This window comes from Leuconostoc carnosum, assembly GCF_014207505.1.
GTDB lineage: Bacteria > Bacillota > Bacilli > Lactobacillales > Lactobacillaceae > Leuconostoc > Leuconostoc carnosum.
Window position 1 is genome coordinate 12,981 of sequence record NZ_JACHGL010000005.1, and the last position, 26,195, is coordinate 39,175.

Consider the following 26,195-nt stretch of genomic DNA (forward strand, 5'->3'; position numbering starts at 1 on the left):
CTTTACATCAAGAAAGGTGATTTATCTTGTTAAATAATTTAGAAAAATTGCGCAAAGAAAACAAAGTTAACCAACAAGATTTTGCGCAATATCTTGGTGTAACTAGGCAAACAATTAGTTCACTAGAAAATGGCCGTTACAATCCTTCTATCTTATTAGCAATGAAGATTGCAAGATACTTTGGAAAGAGCGTAGAGGAAATCTTTATTTATACGGAGGAAGATGATAATGATGAAAGATAAAGGAAATAGAGTTAATTATAAAGAAATCGGGATTTTTATTTTAATATTACTAGCTATTATATTTATTTTGCTAAAAATAATTCCAACTAATTTTAGATATGGCATTTTGATAGCATTTGGTATTTCTATGATAGTTATGCCTATGACAAAGAAAAAAATTGTTGATCACGATGAAAGAAATTATCAAATTGATCTCCAAGCTAAAGTATGTGCATTCAACATACTTGAAATGGTGTTTGGTCTGCTTTTACTAATTTTTAGTATCATGCACGTCACGTTCATTGTTTTAGTTTTAACTTTGACTGCTTACTTAATTATAAAAATGGTTAACCTGTTAGCTTTCTCTTATTATCATCAAAACAATTAACTAGAAAATACATGAAAATTTTTAATGATGAAAACTACTAAAAAACCTGTTGCTAAAGCGATAGGTTTTTTATTTATAATCGATATCGACTGAAAGGATAAATAATGACACAAAAAATATGGTTAAATCCAGACCAACTAGAAAATTATATTTCTCAACTACAAGGTTTCAGAAACACTTATCAATCATTATTGAATGTATTAGCATCTGATCGTCAAAATTTCAAGTTCAAGCCTGGCGCACCAAACTTTCAAAACACACTCCAGATGTCAATGAAGTTACATCGTTACATTCAATCAGTCCAGTCACAAACTTTTGGTGATGTCCTGATTTTCGGTAAAGAACTAGACAAGCAAGTACAAACTTTAGTTGAAACCAGTATTGCTTTAACCTTTGAATACCGTGACTTAATCAACTTATTGAATGGTCATGATGTGAATAGTGAAAGTGGCATCAATCTGATTGAAGCCAAACTAAAACAAGCGAAAAAACAACTTTATGAGACCTCAAAATAAGTAATATAAGGCTATAAATTTTTAAAACGTTTATAACACTAAGATAATAAACGTTTGTTACGCTGAAATTGTATATCATTGAGCAAAGGAAAAGAAAGAATAATATGGTAGAAGAACAACCAAAGAAAAGGAAACGGCAACCACGATTAAACGAAAACCAACGTTACTTAATTGAACATTTGTGGAACAATGAACAACTCTCACAAAGCGATATTGGGCGTCAATTAGGTTATGACCCATCAGTGATTAGTCGTGAATTAGACCGTGGTAATGTACTAGACTTCTCTAATCTAGACCGTCATAGTCTATTAAGAATGAATATTCACGCGCGTATTAAGTATTCAGCGCAACGTGGTCAGTACATTGCGACTAAAAAGCGCTTTCGAATGGGACAAGGCTTATTACTGACCCCAGAATTAAAAGAACTGATTGAACACTGGATTAATGTGGAACACTGGACACCAGAACAAATTGCCGGCAACGTGCAAGACGTTGAAGTATCATCCTCAACCATTCGCGATTGGTCAAAAAGAGGCTTAATTGACATTCGTACCCATAAGTATCACCGCCAAGATGGTTCACCAAAAAAACGAGAATTAGCCAGAACACAGCGCGATCGTCAACGAGAGATTGCCCGACTACGTTCTAACTTACAAAAGAGTGGTGAGTTGGTCCGCCATTCTATCTATGATCGTTCACCAGTGGTAGCTAAGCGTAAACAATTTGGCCATTGGGAGATTGATTTAGTATTACCAATGAAACACAATAATGGCCAATATCAAGACCACTCGGCTATTATGACGGTCGTTGAACGCAAGACTAGATTTTACGCGTTAGTCAAAGTCAAAAGTAAACAATCTAAAGATATGATTGAAGCCTTTAAACTATTTTATGAATGCTATGGTAAAGCAGTAAGAACAATTACCGCTGATAATGGCTCTGAATTTATTTCTTGGGATTTCTTAGAATATGTTCAAAAGGAGCTTAAAATCAAACTCTATTACTGTACACCATCATCACCACATCAACGAGGTTCAAATGAAAACCGCAACGGAAAACTGCGTGATTGGTTCCCGAAAGGAACTAGTTTTAAACCAGTAAGACAACAACAATTAGATGAAGTGTCTGATAAGATGAATGCGATGCCAATGCGAATAGCGTTACAAGGTAAGAGTCCAATTGATTTGTTTGATAAAGAATATAAAACGATGCGGAGGTATCAAAGAGCTTATGAGAAAAGAAAAATTAGAAAACACGAAAATAACTAAGGAATAACATTTTCCGAATATTTACAATTTATTAATTCATAATAATTTCATTAATAATCTAAATAAAGTTTATTTTAAATATTATTCTCTTGTCTTTCGTGAACTTTAATTTTGTATTCCATGAATTTAATAGTATCAATAATTGATTTTTTCTGTTCTATGAGAGCCTGAAGTCTATTTTTATACAATTCTATCTGTTCTTGATGTGTTACTTCTCCACTCATAATTAATCGCATTTCTGAAATGGACATTCCAGCCATTCTTAATTTTTTTAAAGTTTCCAATCGTAATATTGTCTTATCATTAAAGGTACGTATTCCATTTTTGTCTCGCGGAATCAATAATAGATTCTCCTTTTCATAATATCGAATAGTGTATTGGGTTATGCCAGTTTGTATACTAACTTTTTTAATGTGAATATTTTTTTTCATACTTTTGATTTTATCACTTGACTTAGAGTAAGTCTAACCGTGTATATTACACTACAGGAGGAAATATAAAATGAATAATACTAATAATGTTTGGTTCGTAACTGGTGGATCTACGGGTTTCGGTCGTAAGTTGATTGAAGAATTATTATCAAAAAATATTCCAGTTGTAGCGACAGCAAGAAATTTATCAGCTTTTGACGATTTGAATATATCTAACAATAAAAATATTCTTAAAGTCCAATTAGATGTTACAGATAAAAAAAGTGTCAATAGCGCTGTTAAAGTGGCACTTAGCAGGTTTAATAAAATTGATGTTTTGGTAAATAATGCAGGCTATGGATACTCGGGTTCAGTTGAAGAATCTGAAGAATCTGCAGTACGTCAAATGTTTGAAACAAATTTTTGGGGTGCTAGCACGATGATTCGTGCTATCTTACCAACTATGCGCAAAAATAGGAAAGGAAATATTTTAAATATAACATCAATCGGTGGTATGCTTTCGGTACCAGCTTATGGCTATTACAACGCTAGTAAACATGCATTAGAAGGATTGAGTAAGGCACTTGCTCTAGAGGTTGAACCTTTTGGAATAAAAATAACGAATATAGAACCGGGTCCATTCAGAACCGATTGGGCCGGACGCTCCCAATTTTCTGCCAATCATTCTATAGTGGAATATGATAATACTCCGGCTAGAGAATATGAAATAGCCTCTCAAAAAAGCTCTGGCATGCAAGATGGTTCCCCTGAATTAGCTGCAAAAGCTTTTATTAAATTAATTGATTCCGATAACCAACCCATGCATTTTATTACAGGTAAAAATGCTTACAATAGAGAATTGGTTGAAATTAAGAATATTCAAGATGACATGTTTAAATGGTCAGCTGAGTCACAACATCTTGATTATGGAGATGAACTTTACTGGTTATAACCCAAAGCTGTATATAAAATTAATTTATTTTCAATAATTTAATTCAAAAAGCAAAGATATCAATATTATTGAATATCTTTGCTTTTTTTACGTCTAAGTTTGGTTTAAAGACTATATCTTATGACCTAATTATCTGGGTGTTGTTTGTTCCCCAGACTTGCATAGCTTCAATAACAGGGTAGAGGCTACTACCTAATTTTGTTACGCGATATTCTGTCTTAACAGGAATTACTGGATAAATTTGTTTATCTAATATACCATCAGTTTATCGTGAACGAATGACAGTCGCTTCAATTTTATGGGCGAAAGTTAGAGACTCTAATCAACCTAAAAAATACAGCCAAGAGCTATTGAAACATTACAAATTAGATATTCGTCAGTACTTATCTTGATAATATCGATTCATAGTAGAAATGGAAAAGTAATATGGACAATGAAGAAAACTTTAGCACCATTATCAATCGCTATTTTAAGAACGATTATCGCGAACGTGGCAAAATCAAATGGAATGGTTTCTTCTTATCCGATCACACCTCGTCTTTAGTCAAAGAGGACGTGCAACGAAATCAGAAAACACAGAAATTACTTAGAACACCACTAAATCAGGCAAAAAGTATCTTGCAACACTCTTGTGTGAACAATCACATAGTGACTGTACAACAACATATTAAAACTAATGATGGTTATCTGATTCCTAAATGTGACTGGTTTAGTCAATGGCTTTACAGAATTAGGTGTCTACATTAATCCGCTTTTGAAGATATTAGAACGGTCATCAGAGAAAAATGAATCCAATTGAAGACATGATTACAACTATCCAAATGCTGTTCACCAAACAACCAAATACGATTTATGACGTACGGATCGTTCATCAGCGATATGCTAACAAAGTTAATATCTTCTTTGAATACTATAAAATCGGACAAGCCAAACGCTCAAAACAAATTGGTCGTCTTGATGATGAATATCGATTGCAAATACCAGCATTAGCAAAACAGATTCATGAAGCTACTGGATTAACGATTCAAACAAGTGATTAATCCAGTAAATCAAGTGAATTAAGACTAACATGATAATCAATCGAAAATACAGATACCAGCAAATCATATTGAATATATTGAGTATCTGTATTTTTTAGAAATTTAGTTGTGGAATTAAGATGTTAAACAGCCTTAAAATAAGCTTTAGAAACCGTGGACAGTGATTTAACATTGCTGTATGACATTGGTACAATAGAATAAGAAGTGTCTGCCAAATCAAAAAGCAACCAGTGAAATTACAAAAACATTTCCGGAATTTTACCGATTGATTAAACATCTGGTAAATGACTTGCAATTCGCCCAACATTATTTAGTGTACCGTGCATAATCTAACGTAACAGAGGCTTGTTGATACGTTGGCGCACAAGGGATTACACAGTTTACTAAAATTCCAAAGTCAATAATTTGAAATAAAGTAAAGTGTTTGTAACATTCGTTACTTTAAAAGCTCATAAGTCCTGTGTGGGCTTATTTTTTTTGCTTAAAAACAGCCTGAATATTAAAAAATTGTTAAGAAACCGTCGTCATGACGGTTAATTATTGGTAATAAAATCAATGGAAATTGACAACTAAGACAAGGGAGAAAGAGACAAAATGAAACATTCTTTTGGATCAATTGTAAAAGCTTATCGGGAACGAAAAAGACTAACACAATTGGAATTGGCCGTGAAATCAAAAGGGGAATTGTCAACAGCGACGATTTCAAAAGCTGAAACTGATCCAAGTTACAATCCAAAACTAACGACATTCATAAAGTTTTACAAAATTATGGATGTACCATTTGAAGAGATTGTTACGACATTAGAGGGGACTGCTGATGACAAATGACCAAGATAAACCTAGAAAAATGGAACGTGTTAGTAGAAATCAGGTAGAAACTAACGAACGATTCTATAAAATTCCAAAAGCACTATTTGAAAATGAATTCTATGCCGAAATGAAGCTTGAAACAAAAATGGTTTACGCCATTCTACGTGATCGTTTCTTGTTATCAATTAAGAATAATTGGATTGATAAAAATGGTGATGTTTACTTGATTTACAAAAACAGTGACCTGCAAACAATTCTTAGTGTTGGCGAGAAAAAAGTCATTAGTTTGAAAAAAGAACTAGCAGATTTTGGACTTCTTGAAGAAGAACGACAAGGGTTAAATAAACCAAACAGACTTTACGTTGGCAACATAAATGCTGATTTTGAGGTTATCCACAGGGACAATCCCTTGGGGGACAAGGGACTGTCAAAGCGACAGTTCCGGAACTTTCAAAATGACAGGTCAAGAACTTCCAAAACGACAGCTCAAGAACTGTCAAAACGACAGTCAAGTGAGACTGAGAGTAGTGAGACTTATTTGAGTGAAACTGAGACCAATTCTTTTGATGAGGATGAAGTAAGTAACAATAACAATTCAAAAAAAGCTCAACAATCATTTATCGCAATCGGCAAAATCATTCAAAACAATCCTGAATTAAGAAGCGTAGTACAAGGTTTGATTCCTGATTTACTTTTGAATGAACCCCAACAAGCAGAAATTGTCGTCCGCGCTCTTGATCGTGGTTATCACTTTTTGATAACCGAACTTGAAAAAGGTAATTATGTTTTGACTTTGCAAAAGCAATTACAAGGTGAGGTTGCGATAAAACAGTTGCTTTTAAACACTGGTTTCAAACAAGTAGATTACATGCGTGACCATCTGATTGATATCAGCCAATATGGCAAATATTTCACTAGAGGCTTTGAAAATCGTTTGAAGATTGCAATCACAACAAGTCAATCAGCATCAGGATTTTAACTTTAACTTGGAGAGAGGAGAGATATAATGGCAAACCAATACAACGTATTTATTGCAGTAGACTTTTTCAACGCAGACATACTTTTTGTGGCTAACTCATCAGGTGAACTCAGCCGAAAAGTGATCAAAGCAATTGAAAATCATGAATTAGAAAGTGATGGCGCAGTGAGGTTATACCGTACCTCTTATCAATCATTTAAGGCTATAAAAAAATTCATGGAACGCTATCACTTACCATTTCATGAAGCTGCAAGACCAAAAGGGAGAGATTATGAAAGTCAGACAATTAATGCTGTTGGATGAGAAAAGTTTACAAGAACTACAACAAACCAAATATGTCGTCATTCTCGTTAAAGAATTAAAAAATAATCTCGTTCAACCAACAAAAAAACAAGCCTTTGTCTGCTTAAAATCAACTGAGATGAAAGTCAAAGGTGAGTTGTTTGACGATTGCTTAGGTAATCATTATGTCGGTTGTACAGTCCTGAAAGGCATTCATTATTCTGAAGCTGGTAACCAAATCCCTGTGTTTAAACTACCAAATAATATCCAAGACTATTTAGCCAAACAATTGACACCGATTGTTAATTTACTGGATCAAAAAAGGAGAAATTATTATGCAAATTAATCACCACGTAGGACGTTTAGTTCGTGATGTAAACTTCACCGTAAGGGGTGAAAAAGAAATTAAAATTGCCTACTTCAAATTAGCCATTAATGATTTAAAAGATGGCAAAGCCACTTACATTGATTACGTTGCTTTTAACAAAACGGCAGAATTGATTCGTGATTATGTGGCTGATGTTGGTCAAGTAGTTGAGGTTGAATTTGTGATGCGTAATCATAATTATAACGATAAAAATACTGGTCAAAAGATTTATGCTATGCAAAATCAAGTGACACAATTCCGCATCTATAAATCTAATCACTCATCGAAAAATTCTGCTGATCAAACACAGGTTGCTGACAGTCAGAGGAGTGAAATGGTCGATAATGATTTGCTACCATATCCTGACTTTAACAGCAATGCATTTGAGTATGTGGAGGGGTAGGACGATGACTACAATAATCACAATAGCTGATAAATTTAGAAATATCTTTCAAAGATTTAGTCGCTTTGGGACTTGGTTTTTGGAACATCAACGGCGCAATTTAATTGCCATATTTAGCCTATTTATTCTGATAGCTTTTAGTACAACCGTCATGGTTAACATTACACCTCGACCTTCAAATTTGCCTAGTACGGATTTAAATACGCCAGTGTCATTTGGCACTTTGAACAAAACTGCTAGTCTGACAAAAAGTGTTTTTAATAAAAATAATGGTGTTTTGGAACTGTATTATACAATTTCTGACGGAGCTGTTTCTGATCAAGATTTGGTTGATATTAGCAAAATTAAATTCACTGCTATGACTGATCATGGTGGCAATCAAGTTACTGGGCGTGTTGTGCCAACTTCAAATAATACACTCGTGGTCCAATTTAAAAACTTGAATCATAACTTCAATGCTGTAACACTAACTGCTCATGATAAAAGCAGCAATACTGCCACAGTCGAAGCGCCAAGTAGCGTAGCTGCTGATAGTTCAAGTGCAAAGAAAACTAACGCAAACAGTAATACCGCAAGTGGCAAATTCATTATCAATCGTGACAAAGTATCTAAATCAAATTCGCTAACATTTGCCAGCCAAGAAGAACTTGAAGTTAGCGAAAGTGAAGCTAAAATGGCGGCACAACAAAAATTGATTTCCAAGAATACAAACGCAATTGTTGAATATCAAAAAGCAATTGATCAACAGCAATCTTCCATCAAAAAGTACCAAAAAATACTCGCCCAGTCTGATGACTCAGATACACAAACTAGCATTGATAATGCGCGTGATGAGATTACACAAATACGAACACAAATTAGTGATGCACAAAAAAATATTCACCGTGCTAGGACAAATATTAGTCAATATCAAAAGACTAGAAAGCAGGTTCAGGAAGGCAAATCATTGTTGCCAAAACCAACGGATTTGTAATACCACATCGTTAAATAAATTGCCTATTGGGCTATTTTTTTCAATCAAATAAAGGGTTAAAAAGGGTTAAACGTAGGTTAAAAAATGGTTTAACCAAACGCTCACACTCCCAGCACTTGAAATGCCCGCACGGCGGGGTTTAGGCACATGGTGCCGGCATTTCCCCTTAACCTGTTCCCAATTATCAAAATAAATTTAGGAGTTTTTATGCAGACAGTTAGAAAAGAAGTTCGCGGTCTTGATAAACAAGATTTGAATATCATTGACCAGCGTGCGCAAGCAGAAGGAACATCTACAAATGAATTACTGCGTATTGTTATTACGGACTATGCAAAGCGAATTAGAGAAGATGATGCTAGTAATGTGTTACACAGCTACCTAGATGATTTAATCATGGCTAACAATAATGTTGTGCACGGATTAAATGACAATACAATTGCGATTGGTGAAATGTTTAAAACAATTCTGGCACGACTTGAAATGTATTTTCCAGACTTAAATGATGAGGTAGAACGAATTCAAAAAAACGCTCGCCCTCAGGAAAAAAATTTGACAAAGTCGATTGACTTTGATGAGTTTGAATAATTGGAAGGAGTACAAATGAAAAATTATAAACGTGGTCGTTTTGCGAGAAGGATTTTATTAAGTATTGTCATATTGATAGGTGTTGTGTATTTAAATCGTGTCTCGATTTTGCAAAAAATTGTTGCACTAGGTTCGCAATCACAACTGATTAATATTGATAAACAAAGTAACTCTCCAACACAAAATGATGAGCTTGTTAATTTGAAATATACTGGGCAAACAGTTGTTGAAATCAATCATAACCAACCAACATTTAGTCAGGATGATTTACAAATAAAAGAGGGTGGCTGGCAAAAACTTTCGTCATTAGATTGGTTAGGCAGACCACAATTTGCTAATGCATTGCTTAACCAAAAATTGATGCCGTCCTCTCAAAAGTATAAAGCGCGTGAACGATTAACAATTAAAACGCCAGGATACCATGCCATTAAAACTGGAACGAATAGTACAGACTGGTTATACAACCGTAGTCATCTGATTGGGTATCAATTTACTGGCCTAAACAATGAAGCCAAAAATTTGATCACAGGGACACGACAATTAAATGCAGATAGTCGAGTGAATGCAAAAAGTATGGTGACTTATGAAACAGAACTTGCTGATTACTTGCATCAGTCAAAAAATAATTATGTGCGTTATCAAGTCAAACCAATTTACAAAAATGTTGAGTTAGTTCCCCGTGGTGTTCATATGATGGCACAGTCAAATGACAATACTTTGAAATTTAATGTCTATGTTTTTAACGTTCAAGATGGCTGGACAATCAACTACTTAAACGGTAATGCTGAAAGGAATGAATAAGTGAAAGATGCAATAGAATTCAAAACAAGTCAAATGAAGGCACTCATCAAAAGAAGAAATGTTTTGAATAAAAAATATGATACAACGCTACCCGAAGATATTCCTTTAGAGGTTAAATCGGAACTAGAGCTTATTGAAAATTTGTTAAATGAATTTGACATTAATCAATCAATCTTTGATGACAGACCAACGATGATTGGAATTAAAAATTCACGAGATGAAGAATGGTATTTTCAACAAATGAAGCATTGGATAGAAAGACACCCAAATGCTCTTAATGCGAAGTTTAGTAGAAGTAGTGTCTATAAGTTTTCTTTGCATTTCTTCGTAGAAAATATTGCCCTTAATGCTAACAATGCACGTCTCAATTACTCGGAACTAGCCCAGAAGGTAAATGATGCCAACTCCACAAAAAGTGATTCAAAATTGACTGCGCAATTGGCAAATGTAGAGAATTTATTAGGTTTTCTTTTAACCATGCAACAACGTCAACTTGAATACATTCCAGAAGGCATTAATTTAGAAAATGGTTTTGTTAAATATGCCATCAACCCCATTAATCCCACAGAGTTCCAACAATTTGGTACACCAACAGAACTCAATCCAAACAATGAATTGGCACAATCTTATGAAGAATATAAAAAAATTCGGAGTCGCGATAAGCAGCTAATCAAAAAATATCATCAGACAGGAGGCCAATTAGATGATGACTAAAAAGCATAGTGAAAGAAAAGCACAATTAACAAAGTATTTAGAACAACTTGATGAATTCAATTGGCACCATCCTACTCAAGTTAGTGAGATGGCTGACAGTCAACATGAACGCGATAATCGTACGTACTATTTGGCTCAGATAAGTTTAATTCTGTTTAATAACTATCAACAATCCTACATGCAAATTGCTCAAATGCTGAACATGTCCTCCAGAACAGCCCGCCGTTTGACAATTGATTATGAACAAGATTTTGATAGTTTAGAAGAGATTATGGAGGAATTGCAAAATGGCGAAGACTGGTGAAATTGCTGCATTTGCCCTGGGTGAAAAACAGACGGCAATGGTCAATTTACCAGCGCAGTTTGTCACGTCTAGTACAGCAGATATGAAGGGTCAAAAATACTCAGACCTCGTTGATTATGCGGATAATTCTGAGAAAACGAGTGATCTCAATAATGAGTCCATAACTGATCTCATCGATTTAAAGGAACAATTTAGCAAGCGAGGCTATGCAAATCGAAATTCTGCGGTAACAGAAACGCATCCAATATTTGGAAGCGATAAACTAAATTATGATAATCACGATATTTCTGTATTGAGAAAAGACTTGGATGAGGCTCAAAAAAATGGCAATAATATCCATGAACTCGCTTTTTCAATCAGAGGCGATTGGTTAGTTAAAAACAATCTCTATGATTCCGAAACTCGTATGATAGACCAAAATAAATTGAAGCATGCAGAACAAGAGGTTGCTAGGACGCTAATTAACAAAGGATTTAATTTACCTTTGGGAGAAGATGAAAATGACGTTGTTTGGTTTGGTGTGATTCATCAAGATACTGACCACCTAAACATGCATCTGTGGTTTGCTAAAAAAAGCCAAGAAACGCGGTCTGAGATGGTCAAGAAAGAAGGTAAGTACAAGGGGCAGCCAATCGGCGTTATACCTCTGGAAGTGATTGAACAAGCCAAGCGACAGTTTAGAAAACAATTAATGTCATCGCAGGAACTCAGACGGCATCAGGAAATATTAAAAGGTGTTGGTGGCTTTAAAAAAGAAATTGTTGAGACAGCGCCAGACAACCTATTAAATGATCGTCATGCTAAAGCCATCAAGCAAATTTATGATGCTTTACCTCAAGACATGAGTGGGCGGTGGCAAGTTGGTAATGCTCATTTAACCGCTGGAAAAGGCAAGATGTTAAAAGCAAATCAGTTAACAAATCAACTATTAGACGATTTGTTTGACAAAGAGCTTAAACCTGAATATGAGGGCTTTAAGTCATTGGCACAAGAATACGATGCCATTAATATTGAAGACCAGGGTGTGATGCATAAGGGACAACGCAAGTGGTCTGAGAATAAGGAAGATGAATTAAGAAAGCGCTTAGCGAATCAACTCTACAAACAGTTAGCACAAATTGAAGATAACTCACTAAATGATATTAACCGACAAATGTCTGAACTACTAAGCCATGTTAAACTGAGCGACAAGGGCAATAACGCAGATAAAACTAAAATAATAGCTAGCCCTCAGGAAAAAAATTTGGCCCCAAAATCGCCGGCCAACAATGTAAAACAAAATTCAAAGCACATAGGTGATCAGATGCCAGTGCGGGGTGGTTCGTTTAATAAAATTAGTCGCTTGTGGCGGCAGGACATCCGTGCTGAAACAAACGCAGAACGTCAATTCTTAACTAACCAAAAAAGGGTTGAACAAGAAAAGGCTCAAGAGGAATATGAGACACAAATATCAAAAGGAATATAAGAAAATAGGTAATTAGGACATTAAAATATTTTTGCATTTATACGTTCAAAATGATGTACGATTAAGATATTAGAAATTGTCATCGTGAGACTCTTGCATATAAATTTATCAATCTCACTTATAATTTGAACAAGTAATTAGTACAACTGGATGTTGAAATATTTTGAAATAAGAAATAGAACAATTTTTTTTATTCCAGGAGTGCAATTCAGTTACTACTGGACAAAATATTTCAGGTTGCTTTTTGGTTATCGAGTTCAATTGTATATAACATAATATTATTGCAAAACTCATGAGTACCTTCTCCAACAATAAAAGTTAATTTATTGATTCTTACACAAAATGTTTAAAATCTTAAATTGGTATGCTATCTTTATTTTGAGAGATGAGCGATGTTTTAAGTCACTTATTTATATTTTAAAATTTAATTGACTATTTTATCAAAAACGTATGGAGATTATTATGAACAAACTACCGAGAAAAATTATTTATTTTGATGAAACATCCGCTGTTGATTTATTACAAATACGTCAAAAAGGTAAATTGTCGCGTACCATAGAAACAATTAAGGAATTCTCGGGTGGCGTTGGTGCTGAGGCCAAAGTCGATGCATCGTTAAATCATGACGGTGGCGCCATGAATATAATTAAAAAAGTGGTTGGATTTCAAGGAGGGTTTGGAGCCGAATTTGGATTAGACGGATCATTTGATGGAAATAGAATTGCCAAGACGGTAATTGCGAATTCACTACTATATGATTTTTTAACTGCAGTTGAATCTCGTCGTGGAAATCCGTTGCTTGAAATTTGTGAAGGCTATACGTTATCAATACCGAAGGATTCTATGACTTATTTTGCTACAATTGCCCCTTTTACTGAAATGATGGAAGGAAATCAAAAGTTAGAAAACCCAGATATTACAATGGCGGTATCTAAAATGAATACCGGTATCCGTGGATCAAAAGGGTATTACGAACTAATTGGTGAAAGTAATCAAGATAAAAAAATATTCAGATTCAATATAGATACTTTCAAAAATAACTACCGTATTCAGGATCTCCCCAAAATGGATTTAGCTTTATATGCTATACAAGTTGGAAAAACAAAACTGTCTCATTTGAATTTTGAAACAGAGTTTAATATAAATAATGGTTCCTCTGGTCTTGAGTTTACGGCTGTTGCTAGCGATAATTTAGAAAAAGTAAAAGAAGAAAAAAGTGTCGATGTATACGATGTTTTTCTAGCAGGAGTTAAATAATGACTAAAGTACATTTATTTTATGGTTCCAATAAAGATTTTCAATCGAATATTATGCACCATCATTTGGAAAATTACGTCTCTTTCTTAGAATTAATTCAAATGTATAATGCCAATCTAGGTACGAATAGTGAAATAGGAAATGATGACACTCAGTTCAAAAAGGACACTATTAAAAATGTTGTCATATTTGCTGATGACTTTGCATCTGTAATGAGCCATGTCATTTCGAACTTTTCTAATATTGTCTTATTTGGCAATAGTATTGAAAACATATATATTCAAAACCCACCAAAACGTGTGGAGTCATCTCTTCGCTCTCACATAGATGCTGATGAAGTCACTACAAAAAATGGTTCATATTTTCAACCTAGTACTGAAAAAATTGTCGAGCTGTACAAGTTATTGCAAACTAATGACACTGTGATTGGACAGAACGGAGCCAAAAAAGCAAGCTGTGTAAGTCTTTTTAAGGCTGCATATAGTAAGCAAAAAAAACCAACAGTTTTGATGTTTTATGGTCCATCAGGCGTTGGAAAAACAGAGTTAGCCAAGTCAATCAGTGATTTCTATGAAGGAAATCTAACACGTATCCAGTTTTCTATGATGCAAACAGATGAAGCCTACAAATATGTATTTGGCGATACTCATGCAACCCCTTCTATGGCTAAGGATTTGCTCGCACGTGAAACAAATATCGTCCTTATTGATGAATTTGATAAGTGTGCGCAAGGATTATACAATGTATTCTATCAAATATTTGATGAGGGCATATTTGAAGATGCGAACTATAAAGTTGATGTTACCGATTGTATTTTTATATTAACTTCTAATTTTAATGACGAAGAATCTATCGCTAAAACTGTTGGTATGCCAGTCTACTCTAGAATCGATAAAAAAGTAAAGTTTGAAAAATTATCTATTGCAGAAATTGAGTTAGTCATAAATAAAATATTCAACAGTACCACTAGCGTATTGAATAAAACAGATGTAAAACTAATAGAGGAATCTACTTTAAAGGAGGGATATATTAGTAATTTATCTTCGTTTAATAATATCCGAATGCTTGATAAATTCATCGAAAATGATGTGTATACACTACTTTTCAGTAAACGATTAGCTGAATCGGAATAACTTTTCAAAAAATCAATTTTATAACTACAAAGTTATGAAATGTTATAAATTGTTACGAACATTGTGTTAAAACAGCATAAAAATTAGAATTATTATTTATAATAGTTAGCGCATCGTAGATCCAAGTAGCTAATCAAAATGTCTTTATTTTATGGAGAAATTCAGATTTGAATTTAAAAATGAATGTATTAATTATATGGATCCAGATTTGATTTTAAGCACATTATAAAGCTCAAAAAAGCACGTAACTTTTTGTTAAAAAATGATCTTCATTTCATAATTTTTTTAGTTTGTAAGATGGCCCGCTCTCTTGTTGGCCTATTCGTAGTCAAAAATCGTCTTTTGTTCTCAAAATGGCAATACATTACTTTAATTATCTGTTTTTTTCACATTAATGAACTTACCATTAATTTAGACCAAAAAATTATGAACGCTGTCAATAACGAATTGAATTAAAAATACTCTATCTTGTTAATTTTGCGTGGCGAATTGTCAAACTAAGTACAACGGTTTGTCAAAAAATACTTCATATGGGGTTTCATAGTTTAACACTTTGCGAGGACGTTGATTTAACTGCTTTTGGCAGTGTTCAACGTCCTGTTCTGTATAATTATCAATATCTGTTCGCTTGGGAAAATATTCCCGGATTAATCCATTTGTATTCTCATTTGTTCCACGCTGTTCAGGCGAATATGGATCGGGCCAATAGACAGTAACACCTAACCTTTCGCTGATTTCATCAAGATGAAGAAATTCGGTCCCATGATCTGGTGTAATAGAATGAACAAATTCTTTAGGAATGGCCCCTAACAGTTCAACTAAGCCTTTATTTTTCTCCTGCGAGTCCTTTTGCACAACCTTTTTGATAAGCGTAAGCCGACTAAGCCGATCGACAACCGTTTAAAGGATGGAGTGACCCGTTCGACCAATCACAGTATCAATTTCCCAGTCACCTATACGTTGACGCTGGTTGATAAAACCAGGGCGCTCATGGATCGAGATATAGTCGGTCTGTACTTCTCGATGTCGTCTAGTATTCTTTGAATGCCGAGTCCGATGTTTATGTCTGATATGGCGCTGAATACCGGTATCACCACGTGAGGAGTACTTCTCACCTAAATTGTGTTGATAGATATGACGGTAAATTGTGTTGTAGCTAACACACCATTGATGTTCCTTATTAAAGCGAGCGGTAATCTGCTCTGGTGACCAGTGCAGATCTAAGATGTAATGAACAATTTGACGGCGTAATTGTGGATGGCTGTCTAATAGCCGCTTCTTGTGACAATTCTGCCGCTTTTGATGATAGTCATTATCTGCTTTGCTTGGGGAATAATTACCTGCACAACGTTTTAACTCCCGTGAAATAGTGCTTGGATTTCGCCCCAGCCGTAACGCAACAGCCCGGATAGATAACCCCTTAGCTCGTAAAAACATAAGTATTTCACGTTCTTTTATAGTAAGATGTTTATAGCTCATACCGGATACCTCGAATTGTTTGATTTGGTCGTTAAACATATTCTACCCGGTATGGGTTTATTTTTTTACTTTGTGTTGCATTTCAATTGTAAATTCGCCATATATAACGAGGATAATGAATTGATTAAAAATGGACTCCCGGATGAGCTATATCCTGATTCAGGACTAGTGGCGAAGGTAAACGTTTTAAATCGTCAGTATAGCGAGCTGTTTACCAATAATGGTTATGAATTTAGATATAATGGATTTAAAACGCATGAAGATGAGAATGCGTTCGAACGTGACTTTAATGCGATTTATGAAGAAATCGCTGAAAGAACTAGAGGGAAGTATCGAGTTATCAATGAATATTATTTCACATCTAATACTGAAGATGTGCGGGACCTGTAGTTGTTGGTCAATCATTGTGGATGAATTCAATTGGAAATAAGCTATATGTAGAATTTGTTGCGATATCGTAACAGTAGTTATGAAGAAATTAATTCAACTAAATAAGCCGACCGTCAAGTATACGATCGGCTTATTTATGTCCAAAATGACTGACAGGAAATGAGTTCGATTTTATAGCTTCGTCATCACCGCCGTTAGCGTAGTCGTTGCGGTGGTCATCGCGGGATCGTCCACGGGGTGGTAGGTGATGGTGAGGTTGGGAAATTCTTCGATAATGGGAATCAGCGTTTGCCATTGGGGTAGGTCTGGTTGGTCGGCTTCGGGAACGTCCCAGTTGTTTTGCTGCCAGCTTAAATAACGTTGTTCGCTAATAACCGCCGCCACTTGTTCAGTTGTGGTGTGAGTATGAACGGGTAAATCATGACGTTTCAACGTGGCGAGTGCGGTGGTCAGAGCACTCAAGGCCAGTGAAGTTTCGGTATGTCCGTAGCCACCGTCGTTTAGCGCCTTTTGATGGTCAGCATATCTCAGAATGACGACCCAGGCAGCGGGGGTTGTTGCGGTGATGTTGGTCGATTGGTGGTTGGTACTTGCAAGGTAAAGATGAATCGTAGCCATTGTTGGGGCCTCCTTAGTGGTAATGATAATCCATTGAGTGGTTCATCTAATAGCTTTGTAAAAACTAGCCAGCTTCATTTTAAATTAATGAATAATTTTAATGTGAAACTACAAAATTTAGTGAATTGCCGGTGCGTATTACTATGATTTTTGGCGCATTATGCTACGATTAAATACATGGATAATTAAGAAGTTATTAAGCAATAAAGGTGAGCACTGGAGGTTAGCATGCAGACATTAATACAGACGTTTATAGATCGACGCGGGGATTTGCTGACTGCGCTATGGCAACACTTGGGGATCTCATTAGCATCATTAGTCATCGCAATGGTAATTGCGATTCCGTTGGCTATTTGGGTCGTTCGACGACCACGGTGGGCCGAGGGATTATTACAGCTCACGAGTGTCTTACAGACGATTCCGTCTTTGGCACTGTTAGGGTTATTGATTCCGTTAGTTGGGATTGGAACGGTGCCAGCAGTAATTGCGCTGGTGATCTATGCTTTACTGCCAATTTTTCAAAATACTTATTTGGGTATCTCAGAAATTGACGCCTCAATTGAAGAGACCGCCGATGCCTTTGGGATGTCACGAATGCGTAAGTTGTTTAAAGTTGAACTACCCATTGCCCTACCACAGATCATTTCTGGGATTCGGACCGCGCTCGTCTTAATTATTGGGACGGCTACTTTGGCCGCTTTGATTGGTGCTGGGGGTCTCGGGACCTTTATCATGCTCGGTATTGACCGTAATGATACCTCGTTATTATTGATTGGGGCTATCTCATCAGCATTGTTAGCAATTCTGCTGAGTGCGCTCGTTCGGTGGTTTCAAACGGCTAAACCACGCCACGCCTTAATTGTCTTTGTCGGTATTTTAGCTTTACTAGGTGGTGGCGGGGCTTATAGTGTTTATGCCAATCGAGTTGAAACAATTACGATTGCAGGTAAACTCGGTTCTGAACCAGAAATCTTGATTAATATGTATAAGCAGCTGATTGAAGCTGAAGATGAGCATGTTCATGTGACGCTCAAGCCTAACTTTGGCAAGACCACGTTCTTATTCAGCGCGTTAAAGAATAATCAGGTTGATATTTATCCTGAATTTACTGGCTCGGTGCTGGAGACCTTAGGTAAGGGGAATAACCCAGCTGGTCAAACAGCTAACCAGACCTATCAGCTCGCCAAACAGCGCCTCGCTAAACAGGAACAAATGACTTACTTGAAGCCGATGCAGTATAACAATACGTACGCATTGGCAGTGACTAAGAAATTTCAACAAGAACATCATTTGAAGACAATCAGCGACTTAACGCAAGTTGAATCGATTCTGAAACCCGGAATGACCCTAGAGTTTATTGATCGTAATGATGGCTTAAAAGGAATCAAGAAGACTTATGGGTTAGACGTGACTGCAAAGTCGATGGAGCCGGCGCTACGCTATGAAGCTATCAGTAAGGGGAAAATCAACTTGGTAGATGCCTATGCGACGGATAGTGAATTACGGCAGTATCACTTGGCCTTATTGAAGGATAACAAGCACTTCTTCCCAACGTATCAAGGGGCACCGTTGATGAAGACGAGCTTTGCCAACAAACATCCTAAGGTCGTTAAAGCGTTGAATAAGTTAGCAGGAAAGATTTCAGAAACTGATATGCAAGAAATGAACTATGAAGTCAATGTTAAGAAGCAGTCCGCTTCGACGGTTGCACATCGCTATCTTGTGAAGCACGGTTTATTGAAGGAGGGACGTTAAATGACAACGGCAATTGAATTTCAACACGTCCAGAAAGACTTTAATGGGCAGACCGTGATTCCCGACCTTAATTTAACGATTGACCAGGGTGAGCTATTTATTTTGGTAGGGACTTCTGGGAGTGGCAAAACGACGTCACTTAAAATGATCAACTGCTTAGAGCCATTGACGGCTGGTAAAATCCTAGTTAATGGTACTGATACAACCACGATACCAGTCCGAAGTCTACGGTGGCAAATGGGGTATGTCTTACAGCAAATTGCCTTGTTCCCAACGATGACGGTGGCGCAAAATATCGCCGTGATTCCAGAAATGAAAGGGACAGCTAAGAAGGAAATTAATCAAACGATTGATGAGCTATTGGCGGAAGTTGGCCTCGATCCAAAGGAATACCGTGACCGGATGCCGTCAGAATTATCCGGTGGTGAGCAGCAACGCATCGGTATCTTACGGGCGATTGCGGCGCAACCAGATATTGTTTTGATGGATGAACCATTTAGTGCGTTAGACCCCATCTCGCGGCAACAATTGCAAGACTTGGTCTTACGGCTACACGCCCGCTATCACAACACGATCGTCTTCGTGACGCATGATATGAATGAGGCGTTGAAGTTGGGTGACCGGATCGGTGTCATGCAACACGGTCAGTTAATACAAGTCGATACGCCGGCTGCTCTGGCTCAGCATCCAGTGAACGACTTTGTGCGGAACTTCTTTGGCGCGAGCCGAGCTAAAAATGTCTATGATGTCTACGTTGGGCGTGTAGGGCTTATTCAGGGTTATCTCACAGAAAAACCCAGTGTTGCGAGTGGTCGGATTCAATCGTTAGACGTTCAAGCCACGTTACGCACCGCCTTTACGGCATTGACAGATCACGATTATGTGGCGATCACGGAAGAAAATCGGGTTGTTGGCTATTTGGATAGCCAACGAATCGTGGCTTACTTGAGTCAACATGAAGAAGTATCTTAATCGTCAATTAAGGATGAATCAGTTACACTAGGTTGTGATAATTGATGGTCGCTAATGAATTTAAGGAGGAATTTCGAATGGCGGAACAGTACGATGTTGTTGTGATTGGTGGCGGACCAGCCGGCAATGCCATGGCTAGCGGATTAAAGGCTCAGGGCAAGACAGTGTTGATCGTTGAAGCGGATCTGTGGGGCGGCACTTGTCCTAACCGCGGTTGTGACCCTAAGAAAATCCTATTAAGCGCCGTCGAAGCGCGACAAGCAGCGCAACATTTACAAGGGCAGGGCCTGATTGGTGCGCCCAAAATTGATTGGCCAGCACTGATGGCGCTTAAACGAGGCTATACGGATGGCATCAACGATGGGACGTTGAACGGACTAAAGGGGCAAGATATTGCGACGTTACATGGTCAAGCGCACTTTCAATCCGACAATCAGTTAGCGGTCGGGGATCGAGTAGTCAGTGCGACTGATTACGTGATTGCCACTGGTCAGCGTCCGGCGATTCTACCGATTACCGGGCACGAATACTTTAAGACGAGCACTGACTTCTTAGATTTGGACCAGATGCCTAAACGCGTGACATTCGTAGGTGGTGGCTACGTAGGCTTTGAATTGGCGACGATTGCGAATGGCGCTGGCGCTGATGTGCACGTGATTCATCATAATGACCGCCCGTTAAAAGCTTTTGATGCAGATTTGGTTAAGGATTTGATGGCCGCAATGACGGCTGATGGAATCACGTTTGACTTGAATACGGATGTCCAAGCAATTACTAAAACGGCGACCGGTCTACAATTGACAGCTGATAATTTCGAGCTGACAACGGATCTGGTCATCAGCTCAGCGGGACGGATTCCGAACGCCGACCAGTTAGGTCTAGCCAACGTGGGCGTTACCTTTGATCGGCATGGGATTCAAGTCAACGATCATTTGCAGACGGCCAACCCGCACATTTATGCCATTGGGGATGTCAGCGATACACCGGTACCGAAGTTAACGCCAGTTGCAGGTTTTGAAGCGCGTTATCTGGTCGGTGAGTTGACGCATCCCGGCGCAGCCATAAAGTATCCCGTTGTGCCAACGCAGGTTTTTGCAGCGCCCAAGTTAGCGCAAGTCGGGATCAGCGCGGCCGCGGCGACTGAGCATCCAGATGAGTATCGTGTCAATACACTTGATATGACGAAGTGGTTCACTTATTACCGCTTTGGCGCACAACAAGCCCAAGCTAAAGTAGTGGTTGCTAAAGCGAGTGGGCAGGTTGTGGGTGCTACCCTTCTAAGTGATGTTGCCGACGAGATGATTAACTACTTCACGTTGTTAATTGAAAAACACGTGACTTTACCAGATTTACAACGGTTGGTATTGGCTTACCCAACGCCGGCTAGTGACTTACAATATTTGTATTAATGTGTGGTTGAATTAAATCAACGTCCTCGCAAAGTGTTAAACTATGAAACCCCATATGAAGTATTTTTTGACAAACCGTTGCACTTAGTTTGACAATTCGCCGGAAGTAAAAAGCCTTTGACAAATTAGCAATGCCAGATGATCTGGACGGCAGTGTTAGAGAGCAAGCTATTGAAAAATTAAAAAATTCAAATAGTGAAATTTCAGCAACGGAGGAGTTGAATGATAACTATCACATTGGCCCATATTATTTGATGGTAAATGTCTTTGGGAAAAATACATCAATAAGTTGATAAGGGAAATTTTCTATCATCTAAAAAATAAGTCAGGTATCGATGCGCAGCAATTATTTTCAAAAAGCAACAATTATTCCCAAATTGGCCTAATTTATCCTGATTTTAGTAGTAAAAATAGTGACAAAAGAATAATAGCGAATACTAGGTATAAGCCAATTGGTAACATTGGAGGTAAGGACTAATTAAAGTTATGGCTTATATGTTTCGCTTCAATGCCAAAAAGGGGTCTTACATTTATCCAGCAAACAACAACGAATCAGTTCCTGAATCCAAAATGTATTTGAACGAAGGGACCACTTTTGAAAATAATGTGAAGCATAAAGAAGATATTATTATTACAAAATTGGGCTTGATGATACCGAAAAGCAAGGATTTAACATATTCTGAATTTTCTCAAGAAATGAAATTGAATGAAACCCAACTTGTAAACTCGATAATGAAGGATCAAGATTTTGGTTACTAATTATTTTTATTCTGATTTAAAGTAAAATCTAGATATCCTACTATGCACTTGGTAAAATATCAGTATTTCACTAACTACAGATCGCATACTTTTTGGTACGTGAACAGTTGATTTTTTTATGCACACAAGCCATGAAAATATACAAGTTTAAAAGACGTCTAACATTTTTGGTGTTAGACGTCTTTTAAATTAGTAGTTATGTAGCAATATTCTATTACTCAAAATTAACTTTCACACTTGTTTCTTTGCCAGTCGACTTGAAAAGTGTGGTGTAATAATCCTTAGCCGAATCCTGAATCATTTCTTTGTATGTTTTTAAGTAATGCTTTTGTTTACTGCTTGAAAGTGCTTGAGAAACAAGTTGTCCCGTATCTACGTTTTTTGTTGATGCACTCAAAATATTGCCACTGTCATCATAAAGTTGGTAAGGGTTTTTCTTATCTAATTCGACACCAATAACGTCGAATTTAGGTACTGTAATATCAACTTGGTTCTTATCATTATATTTAATCTTAACTGGCTTTTTGATTCCCAACTTAGCATCATAGTTTAAAATAATTATCGCTTTTTTCTCTGTTAGTGGTACCCCTATGTGAGTCCATGGTATTTTAAGATTATTTTGTCTTGTTTCGATATCTTGTATACCGACATTCAAAAAAACATGTTCATCAACTTTTTCAAGGTTTTTAACCATTGTAGCTGTAGTTGACTGACTGGTTTGTATTCCGGCATCTTGATTATTGAAAAGACTATTTAATTTAAAACCAGCAATCAAACCGACAATTAAAATAACAACCAACAAAACCAGGATAAGCCATGTCTTAGTTCTACTTTTTCGCCTAAACTTCATTATAGTTGCACCCGCTATATATATTATTTTTTGTTAACGAATTTCATGACTAATCCAAAAATTACCAATCCAACAAAAGCCAGGGTAGGATTTAAAAATAGTAATCCAAACAATACCAAAACCAAAATAATAGTTATCGCTTTTTTCATCTTACACTCCAGTAAATTCTCTCAATTAAATATTACTATATCATATTATAGGATTTCACTAAAAACAATAACTAGAGTTTTCCAATCTACTCATTATCTTCGTATTGACGCTTCAAAATGCTTATTTCGGGCTTCAACTTCTCATTGGCAATGGGCAACGAGAAAGGACGAAGGTGGGGCAGTTGATTACCAAAAATTTGATAATAATGATCAAGATCACCACTGGCAAATGCTTCTATATATTCATGTAACCCAGAATTGCCACCGATATCTTCTATTAATCCATAGCCCGATCCTCCAGTGACCCTAGGAATGTCATGCAACATTATTTCTTTTGTTTCTATTGATTCAACGTTTAAAGAAATCTTCCAATTATCTCCGAAGTCGTACTGAAACGTAAATTGATTGTTGAGATTTGAAGACGAAAAAAATTGGCTCAAATTTGTGTGCATTACACTATATTGCTTACCAGGCGCTACGAATTCAGGTAAATCCATTGCTGGTAATAAATAATAGTAGGATTGCTGATGATTAAAAAGTTCAAAACTCTTTTGAAAACCAAATAGGTGGGAGCCTTCTAATCCAAAAGCAGATATTAAGGTATAACCCAAATATGCAAGTGAGCGTTCCGCATTAATCAAAATCGTTCGACCAATGACTGGTTGGAAATCATCGAGTTTAGCTTCAATTTGATAGATTGTATGAGTGGCCATTGTTTATTTCTTTCAAGTTATTTTTGTTTGTTAAAAATAAGTTTAGCACATCATCCTTAAAGCTAGTATAAATTTATAAGACTGAGATTATTGCTACACCATACTGGGGTTTATTGCAGTTAATTGTTGATAAATATTTTTACTTAAGAAATGCCTTGACATTAGCAAAGAAATATTATAAATTTAATTCAACAAATAAATCACGTGTTATATCAAGAGCTAGTGAGTGGTTACACACTTTGACCTAGCAGCAACCTGCCGACCGGTAAGGTGCTCCACTGTAAACGGATATACGTCACTTAACCGTGTTCGTATATCGAGCGCGGTTTTTTTGTGGCAAAGTCCCAGTGACGTTAAACAGGAGAATAAGATGTCAAGTATACTAGATGATCAACTACGATTAATGGCTTTAAAGCAATACGGGTTAATTGAATCAATTAAAACACCCGACATTTCTGAAGCAGATTTAACATTAATACTGAAAAATACAGAAAATGAAACTATTGAGCAATTAGCAACTGAACAGCTGCAACATCTTAATAGTCAGGCCATCCAAAATAATTTGAATTTGTATCACAAATTCTATGATTTGAAAGGTATGGCAGCTTACAGGGCGAGAACACAAAGTGTTATCGAACTGAAAAACAGATATAAGAAAGCTAATCCTGATGAAAAAGTTAAAATTCTGGATATTTTATATAATGCTAATTAATGTGATAGCACACTCAAACCAGGATTTTTTGCAGCTGTCGTGATATCAAGTGCTGTTTAAAAACCAAATTAGATTATTAATTTGATAGAACCCAATCTTGCTCAATTAACATGGTCAATTTCCATTGATTAGTGGCATAATATAATTAACTTAACTTTGGAGAAAATTGAGAATATGGAAGAGAAAAGTGTCATTAGTACTGCTAACGAGATTGTTCTAAAAAATACAATAGGTGACGAACTAAGTCTCATTCGGACGGCCCCTAGTAATTTGAAGTCTGATGGTTTTCAGGAAATTTTAATTAACAGTGAAGTGATTGGTAGTTCAATATATGGGTTGAGCAATTTAACCCAAACTTTAAATTTTTCCACTGAGGGCTTACAACTTTTTACAAATACGATTCCAATCACACAATTGAAGCAGTATGCTAATCAAACATTATCCTCAATGGTGAAAGGTGATGGGGGTAAAATCATTAGTCATTCTGGCTTTAAGCAAGTTGGTACATTATCGTCTACCCTGGCTAACCCCGCAGTAGCCTTAACAGTTTTGACAACAGTTATTATCAAGCAACAGTTCAATCAAATCAATCAAAAGATTGACGATATTGACTCCAAGTTAAATAGCGTTATTGGTATGATGCACGCCGAAAAATTGGCTGTATTACAGACTATCGATGCACGAATCAAAACAATTACACAGCAAGAAAATATTTCGTCAGCTAATATACAAGAACTAAGCCAATTGGCAAACGACGCACAAATTATTTTCAGACAATACAGTATTTTACTTAACCAATTTGATCAGTCAAACCTTTTAAAAACAAAAGGACTAAATGATGCGGCCAAAATTGCGTATATGTTAAAAAATATTCAAAATAGTGACTTCATGATGGATTTCAAAATGGCCTATTTTGCGGATTCTTTATCCTGGTTGGTCAGACTCACTATTATTACGTCGTTAGTTAAAACAGGAACTGATTCAAAAACTATTGAAGAACGAATTGATACATTCAAGAGAGAGTATGAATCGAGTTTTTCTAATCATGCCATTGATTATATTGAAAAAATAAAACAACCTATTATTGAGAGAGCACTCAACGTCATTACAAAAACCGACACGATTGGTGACGTTGGTACTAAAGCGGTTGAAGCATTAGGGCACGTTACAAACAAAATTCCTGGGAAAGCAACAAAATTTCTAGGAAATAAATCACAGGCCTTCAAAAAGCATTCAGAGACAATTAAAGAGAATGCTACTGTTGAACTTGAAGATGAATTTAACAACATGGTTCAACCTATTTTTGGCGAACCTGTCGATGAAATAGCCTCAAATATTATCGATAAATTGACTGCACCTACAGAGGTTATCTACGCGATAGATGATAAATCGCAAGATATTAGAATGTTTATCGGAAAATCATCAGCAAAAACAATATAGTAACATGTGATTAACAATTTAATCCATTAGCTGACTATAGAGATGAAAAATACGTGGGCAATGGCGTAGCTACAATTATAAA

The 26,195-nt window shown here is 36.4% G+C and carries 34 protein-coding genes and 1 pseudogene; 28 read left to right on the top strand and 7 right to left on the bottom strand.

The window, feature by feature from the left end:
* The first annotated feature begins 26 nt into the window (after positions 1–26).
* The 4 genes from HNQ98_RS06145 to HNQ98_RS06160 all read left to right on the top strand — a co-directional run bounded on the left by HNQ98_RS06145 (position 27) and on the right by HNQ98_RS06160 (position 2,392).
* A complete protein-coding gene (locus HNQ98_RS06145) occupies positions 27–242 on the top strand; it encodes a helix-turn-helix transcriptional regulator (RefSeq protein ID WP_184284976.1) in 216 nt (71 codons plus the stop codon).
* Positions 229–609, top strand: a complete 381-nt coding sequence (locus HNQ98_RS06150) for a DUF2178 domain-containing protein (protein ID WP_019040931.1) — start codon at positions 229–231, stop codon at positions 607–609. Before HNQ98_RS06145 ends, HNQ98_RS06150 begins: the two co-directional genes overlap by 14 nt.
* Before the next feature lie 104 nt (positions 610–713).
* A complete protein-coding gene (locus HNQ98_RS06155) occupies positions 714–1,124 on the top strand; it encodes a hypothetical protein (RefSeq protein ID WP_150259469.1) in 411 nt (136 codons plus the stop codon).
* Between the two features lie 104 nt (positions 1,125–1,228).
* Positions 1,229–2,392 (top strand): IS30 family transposase, encoded by a 1,164-nt coding sequence (locus HNQ98_RS06160; RefSeq protein WP_184284977.1) that lies wholly within the window; start codon positions 1,229–1,231, stop codon positions 2,390–2,392.
* Between the two features lie 74 nt (positions 2,393–2,466).
* Here HNQ98_RS06160 and HNQ98_RS06165 read toward each other — a convergent pair whose 3' ends face one another.
* Positions 2,467–2,823, bottom strand: a complete 357-nt coding sequence (locus tag HNQ98_RS06165; RefSeq protein ID WP_150259465.1) for a MerR family transcriptional regulator — start codon at positions 2,821–2,823, stop codon at positions 2,467–2,469.
* A 70-nt stretch (positions 2,824–2,893) separates the two neighbouring features.
* On the opposite strand from HNQ98_RS06165, the gene HNQ98_RS06170 reads away from it, so the two are divergent.
* Positions 2,894–3,754 carry an oxidoreductase gene (locus HNQ98_RS06170; protein ID WP_150259463.1) on the top strand — a complete coding sequence of 287 codons (861 nt, stop codon included), beginning with the start codon at positions 2,894–2,896 and terminating at the stop codon, positions 3,752–3,754.
* 118 nt (positions 3,755–3,872) lie between these two features.
* Here HNQ98_RS06170 and HNQ98_RS06175 read toward each other — a convergent pair whose 3' ends face one another.
* Complete coding sequence (locus HNQ98_RS06175; RefSeq protein ID WP_150259521.1) at positions 3,873–4,010, bottom strand: winged helix-turn-helix transcriptional regulator; 138 nt, start codon at positions 4,008–4,010, stop codon at positions 3,873–3,875.
* Positions 4,011–4,539: 529 nt separating this feature from the next.
* Here HNQ98_RS06175 and HNQ98_RS06180 point away from each other — a divergent pair.
* From HNQ98_RS06180 to HNQ98_RS06245, 14 genes are all read left to right on the top strand, one after another.
* Positions 4,540–4,794: a hypothetical protein gene (locus HNQ98_RS06180; RefSeq protein ID WP_150259461.1), complete on the top strand. Its 255-nt coding sequence runs from the start codon at positions 4,540–4,542 to the stop codon at positions 4,792–4,794.
* Positions 4,795–5,388: 594 nt separating this feature from the next.
* Positions 5,389–5,622, top strand: coding sequence for a helix-turn-helix transcriptional regulator (locus HNQ98_RS06185; RefSeq protein WP_184284978.1), 234 nt, complete (start codon positions 5,389–5,391; stop codon positions 5,620–5,622).
* Complete coding sequence (locus HNQ98_RS06190) at positions 5,612–6,583, top strand: replication initiator protein A (RefSeq protein WP_184284979.1); 972 nt, start codon at positions 5,612–5,614, stop codon at positions 6,581–6,583. Before HNQ98_RS06185 ends, HNQ98_RS06190 begins: the two co-directional genes overlap by 11 nt.
* Positions 6,584–6,610: 27 nt before the next feature.
* Complete coding sequence (locus tag HNQ98_RS06195) at positions 6,611–6,886, top strand: hypothetical protein (RefSeq protein ID WP_184284980.1); 276 nt, start codon at positions 6,611–6,613, stop codon at positions 6,884–6,886.
* Positions 6,855–7,211 (top strand): hypothetical protein, encoded by a 357-nt coding sequence (locus HNQ98_RS06200; protein WP_184284981.1) that lies wholly within the window; start codon positions 6,855–6,857, stop codon positions 7,209–7,211. The genes HNQ98_RS06195 and HNQ98_RS06200 overlap by 32 nt, the downstream gene beginning before the upstream one ends.
* Positions 7,201–7,635: a single-stranded DNA-binding protein gene (locus HNQ98_RS06205; protein ID WP_184284982.1), complete on the top strand. Its 435-nt coding sequence runs from the start codon at positions 7,201–7,203 to the stop codon at positions 7,633–7,635. Before HNQ98_RS06200 ends, HNQ98_RS06205 begins: the two co-directional genes overlap by 11 nt.
* Positions 7,636–7,639: 4 nt before the next feature.
* Positions 7,640–8,608, top strand: coding sequence for a hypothetical protein (locus tag HNQ98_RS06210; protein WP_184284983.1), 969 nt, complete (start codon positions 7,640–7,642; stop codon positions 8,606–8,608).
* Positions 8,609–8,815: 207 nt separating this feature from the next.
* Complete coding sequence (locus HNQ98_RS06215) at positions 8,816–9,193, top strand: hypothetical protein (RefSeq protein ID WP_184284984.1); 378 nt, start codon at positions 8,816–8,818, stop codon at positions 9,191–9,193.
* 15 nt (positions 9,194–9,208) lie between these two features.
* Positions 9,209–9,994, top strand: coding sequence for a DNA/RNA non-specific endonuclease (locus HNQ98_RS06220; protein WP_184284985.1), 786 nt, complete (start codon positions 9,209–9,211; stop codon positions 9,992–9,994).
* Entirely contained in the window at positions 9,995–10,708 is a 714-nt protein-coding gene (locus HNQ98_RS06225) for a hypothetical protein (RefSeq protein WP_184284986.1), read from the top strand.
* Complete coding sequence (locus HNQ98_RS06230) at positions 10,698–11,012, top strand: hypothetical protein (protein WP_050891983.1); 315 nt, start codon at positions 10,698–10,700, stop codon at positions 11,010–11,012. The genes HNQ98_RS06225 and HNQ98_RS06230 overlap by 11 nt, the downstream gene beginning before the upstream one ends.
* Positions 10,996–12,477: a MobP2 family relaxase gene (mobP2, locus tag HNQ98_RS06235; protein ID WP_184284987.1), complete on the top strand. Its 1,482-nt coding sequence runs from the start codon at positions 10,996–10,998 to the stop codon at positions 12,475–12,477. Before HNQ98_RS06230 ends, mobP2 begins: the two co-directional genes overlap by 17 nt.
* A 462-nt stretch (positions 12,478–12,939) precedes the next feature.
* Entirely contained in the window at positions 12,940–13,734 is a 795-nt protein-coding gene (locus HNQ98_RS06240; RefSeq protein WP_221429588.1) for a DUF6414 family protein, read from the top strand.
* Positions 13,734–14,867, top strand: coding sequence for an AAA family ATPase (locus HNQ98_RS06245; protein ID WP_184284988.1), 1,134 nt, complete (start codon positions 13,734–13,736; stop codon positions 14,865–14,867). Before HNQ98_RS06240 ends, HNQ98_RS06245 begins: the two co-directional genes overlap by 1 nt.
* 492 nt (positions 14,868–15,359) lie before the next feature.
* Here HNQ98_RS06245 and HNQ98_RS06250 read toward each other — a convergent pair.
* Positions 15,360–16,346 (bottom strand): annotated as a pseudogene (locus tag HNQ98_RS06250) (IS30 family transposase).
* A gap of 120 nt (positions 16,347–16,466) precedes the next feature.
* Here HNQ98_RS06250 and HNQ98_RS06255 point away from each other — a divergent pair.
* Entirely contained in the window at positions 16,467–16,736 is a 270-nt protein-coding gene (locus HNQ98_RS06255; RefSeq protein WP_223823384.1) for a hypothetical protein, read from the top strand.
* Positions 16,737–16,907: 171 nt separating this feature from the next.
* On the opposite strand, the gene HNQ98_RS06260 is transcribed toward HNQ98_RS06255, so the two are convergent.
* Positions 16,908–17,354, bottom strand: coding sequence for a ribonuclease H family protein (locus HNQ98_RS06260; RefSeq protein WP_184284989.1), 447 nt, complete (start codon positions 17,352–17,354; stop codon positions 16,908–16,910).
* Between the two features lie 228 nt (positions 17,355–17,582).
* On the opposite strand from HNQ98_RS06260, the gene HNQ98_RS06265 reads away from it, so the two are divergent.
* The 6 genes from HNQ98_RS06265 to HNQ98_RS09290 all read left to right on the top strand — a co-directional run bounded on the left by HNQ98_RS06265 (position 17,583) and on the right by HNQ98_RS09290 (position 22,249).
* Positions 17,583–19,109 (top strand): ABC transporter permease/substrate-binding protein, encoded by a 1,527-nt coding sequence (locus HNQ98_RS06265; protein WP_002814535.1) that lies wholly within the window; start codon positions 17,583–17,585, stop codon positions 19,107–19,109.
* The gene (locus HNQ98_RS06270) at positions 19,110–20,081 is read left to right on the top strand and encodes an ABC transporter ATP-binding protein (RefSeq protein WP_184284990.1); all 972 of its coding nucleotides are present in this window, start codon (positions 19,110–19,112) and stop codon (positions 20,079–20,081) included. It begins immediately after the preceding gene.
* A 77-nt stretch (positions 20,082–20,158) separates the two neighbouring features.
* On the top strand, positions 20,159–21,490 hold the full coding sequence (locus tag HNQ98_RS06275; RefSeq protein ID WP_184285029.1) for a dihydrolipoyl dehydrogenase family protein: 1,332 nt from the start codon (positions 20,159–20,161) through the stop codon (positions 21,488–21,490).
* 131 nt (positions 21,491–21,621) lie between these two features.
* A complete protein-coding gene (locus HNQ98_RS06280) occupies positions 21,622–21,783 on the top strand; it encodes a hypothetical protein (RefSeq protein ID WP_013102203.1) in 162 nt (53 codons plus the stop codon).
* A complete protein-coding gene (locus tag HNQ98_RS09285; RefSeq protein ID WP_013102202.1) occupies positions 21,780–21,968 on the top strand; it encodes a hypothetical protein in 189 nt (62 codons plus the stop codon). The genes HNQ98_RS06280 and HNQ98_RS09285 overlap by 4 nt, the downstream gene beginning before the upstream one ends.
* An 8-nt stretch (positions 21,969–21,976) precedes the next feature.
* Positions 21,977–22,249 (top strand): hypothetical protein, encoded by a 273-nt coding sequence (locus HNQ98_RS09290; protein WP_224138790.1) that lies wholly within the window; start codon positions 21,977–21,979, stop codon positions 22,247–22,249.
* Positions 22,250–22,463: 214 nt separating this feature from the next.
* On the opposite strand, the gene HNQ98_RS06290 is transcribed toward HNQ98_RS09290, so the two are convergent.
* From HNQ98_RS06290 to HNQ98_RS06295, 3 genes are all read right to left on the bottom strand, one after another.
* Complete coding sequence (locus HNQ98_RS06290) at positions 22,464–23,099, bottom strand: DUF4230 domain-containing protein (RefSeq protein WP_041773482.1); 636 nt, start codon at positions 23,097–23,099, stop codon at positions 22,464–22,466.
* A gap of 23 nt (positions 23,100–23,122) precedes the next feature.
* Positions 23,123–23,248 (bottom strand): hypothetical protein, encoded by a 126-nt coding sequence (locus HNQ98_RS09295; RefSeq protein WP_004899686.1) that lies wholly within the window; start codon positions 23,246–23,248, stop codon positions 23,123–23,125.
* An 86-nt stretch (positions 23,249–23,334) separates the two neighbouring features.
* Positions 23,335–23,961, bottom strand: a complete 627-nt coding sequence (locus tag HNQ98_RS06295) for a plasmid pRiA4b ORF-3 family protein (RefSeq protein WP_184284991.1) — start codon at positions 23,959–23,961, stop codon at positions 23,335–23,337.
* Positions 23,962–24,331: 370 nt separating this feature from the next.
* Here HNQ98_RS06295 and HNQ98_RS06300 point away from each other — a divergent pair, with 370 nt between their 5' ends.
* Positions 24,332–24,673, top strand: a complete 342-nt coding sequence (locus tag HNQ98_RS06300) for a hypothetical protein (protein ID WP_019040385.1) — start codon at positions 24,332–24,334, stop codon at positions 24,671–24,673.
* Positions 24,674–24,847: 174 nt separating this feature from the next.
* Positions 24,848–26,113, top strand: a complete 1,266-nt coding sequence (locus HNQ98_RS06305) for a hypothetical protein (protein ID WP_061399715.1) — start codon at positions 24,848–24,850, stop codon at positions 26,111–26,113.
* Positions 26,114–26,195: the final 82 nt, after the last annotated feature.

Bases quoted from the DNA above. Each gene is read 5' to 3' on its own strand.
- HNQ98_RS06190 (WP_184284979.1), top strand. From the start codon at position 5,612: ATGACAAATGACCAAGATAAACCTAGAAAAATGGAACGTGTTAGTAGA.
- HNQ98_RS06270 (WP_184284990.1), top strand. From the start codon at position 19,110: ATGACAACGGCAATTGAATTTCAACACGTCCAGAAAGACTTTAATGGG.
- HNQ98_RS06210 (WP_184284983.1), top strand. From the start codon at position 7,640: ATGACTACAATAATCACAATAGCTGATAAATTTAGAAATATCTTTCAA.
- HNQ98_RS06280 (WP_013102203.1), top strand. From the start codon at position 21,622: ATGCCAGATGATCTGGACGGCAGTGTTAGAGAGCAAGCTATTGAAAAA.
- HNQ98_RS09295 (WP_004899686.1), bottom strand. From the start codon at position 23,248: ATGAAAAAAGCGATAACTATTATTTTGGTTTTGGTATTGTTTGGATTA.
- HNQ98_RS06220 (WP_184284985.1), top strand. From the start codon at position 9,209: ATGAAAAATTATAAACGTGGTCGTTTTGCGAGAAGGATTTTATTAAGT.
- mobP2 (WP_184284987.1), top strand. From the start codon at position 10,996: ATGGCGAAGACTGGTGAAATTGCTGCATTTGCCCTGGGTGAAAAACAG.
- HNQ98_RS06230 (WP_050891983.1), top strand. From the start codon at position 10,698: ATGATGACTAAAAAGCATAGTGAAAGAAAAGCACAATTAACAAAGTAT.
- HNQ98_RS06200 (WP_184284981.1), top strand. From the start codon at position 6,855: ATGAAAGTCAGACAATTAATGCTGTTGGATGAGAAAAGTTTACAAGAA.
- HNQ98_RS06290 (WP_041773482.1), bottom strand. From the start codon at position 23,099: ATGAAGTTTAGGCGAAAAAGTAGAACTAAGACATGGCTTATCCTGGTT.
- HNQ98_RS06300 (WP_019040385.1), top strand. From the start codon at position 24,332: ATGTCAAGTATACTAGATGATCAACTACGATTAATGGCTTTAAAGCAA.
- HNQ98_RS06170 (WP_150259463.1), top strand. From the start codon at position 2,894: ATGAATAATACTAATAATGTTTGGTTCGTAACTGGTGGATCTACGGGT.
- HNQ98_RS06305 (WP_061399715.1), top strand. From the start codon at position 24,848: ATGGAAGAGAAAAGTGTCATTAGTACTGCTAACGAGATTGTTCTAAAA.
- HNQ98_RS06205 (WP_184284982.1), top strand. From the start codon at position 7,201: ATGCAAATTAATCACCACGTAGGACGTTTAGTTCGTGATGTAAACTTC.
- HNQ98_RS06155 (WP_150259469.1), top strand. From the start codon at position 714: ATGACACAAAAAATATGGTTAAATCCAGACCAACTAGAAAATTATATT.
- HNQ98_RS06165 (WP_150259465.1), bottom strand. From the start codon at position 2,823: ATGAAAAAAAATATTCACATTAAAAAAGTTAGTATACAAACTGGCATA.
- HNQ98_RS09290 (WP_224138790.1), top strand. From the start codon at position 21,977: ATGGCTTATATGTTTCGCTTCAATGCCAAAAAGGGGTCTTACATTTAT.
- HNQ98_RS06195 (WP_184284980.1), top strand. From the start codon at position 6,611: ATGGCAAACCAATACAACGTATTTATTGCAGTAGACTTTTTCAACGCA.
- HNQ98_RS06215 (WP_184284984.1), top strand. From the start codon at position 8,816: ATGCAGACAGTTAGAAAAGAAGTTCGCGGTCTTGATAAACAAGATTTG.
- HNQ98_RS06295 (WP_184284991.1), bottom strand. From the start codon at position 23,961: ATGGCCACTCATACAATCTATCAAATTGAAGCTAAACTCGATGATTTC.
- HNQ98_RS06275 (WP_184285029.1), top strand. From the start codon at position 20,159: ATGGCGGAACAGTACGATGTTGTTGTGATTGGTGGCGGACCAGCCGGC.
- HNQ98_RS06265 (WP_002814535.1), top strand. From the start codon at position 17,583: ATGCAGACATTAATACAGACGTTTATAGATCGACGCGGGGATTTGCTG.
- HNQ98_RS06185 (WP_184284978.1), top strand. From the start codon at position 5,389: ATGAAACATTCTTTTGGATCAATTGTAAAAGCTTATCGGGAACGAAAA.
- HNQ98_RS06240 (WP_221429588.1), top strand. From the start codon at position 12,940: ATGAACAAACTACCGAGAAAAATTATTTATTTTGATGAAACATCCGCT.
- HNQ98_RS06160 (WP_184284977.1), top strand. From the start codon at position 1,229: ATGGTAGAAGAACAACCAAAGAAAAGGAAACGGCAACCACGATTAAAC.
- HNQ98_RS06180 (WP_150259461.1), top strand. From the start codon at position 4,540: ATGAATCCAATTGAAGACATGATTACAACTATCCAAATGCTGTTCACC.
- HNQ98_RS06245 (WP_184284988.1), top strand. From the start codon at position 13,734: ATGACTAAAGTACATTTATTTTATGGTTCCAATAAAGATTTTCAATCG.
- HNQ98_RS06260 (WP_184284989.1), bottom strand. From the start codon at position 17,354: ATGGCTACGATTCATCTTTACCTTGCAAGTACCAACCACCAATCGACC.
- HNQ98_RS06150 (WP_019040931.1), top strand. From the start codon at position 229: ATGATGAAAGATAAAGGAAATAGAGTTAATTATAAAGAAATCGGGATT.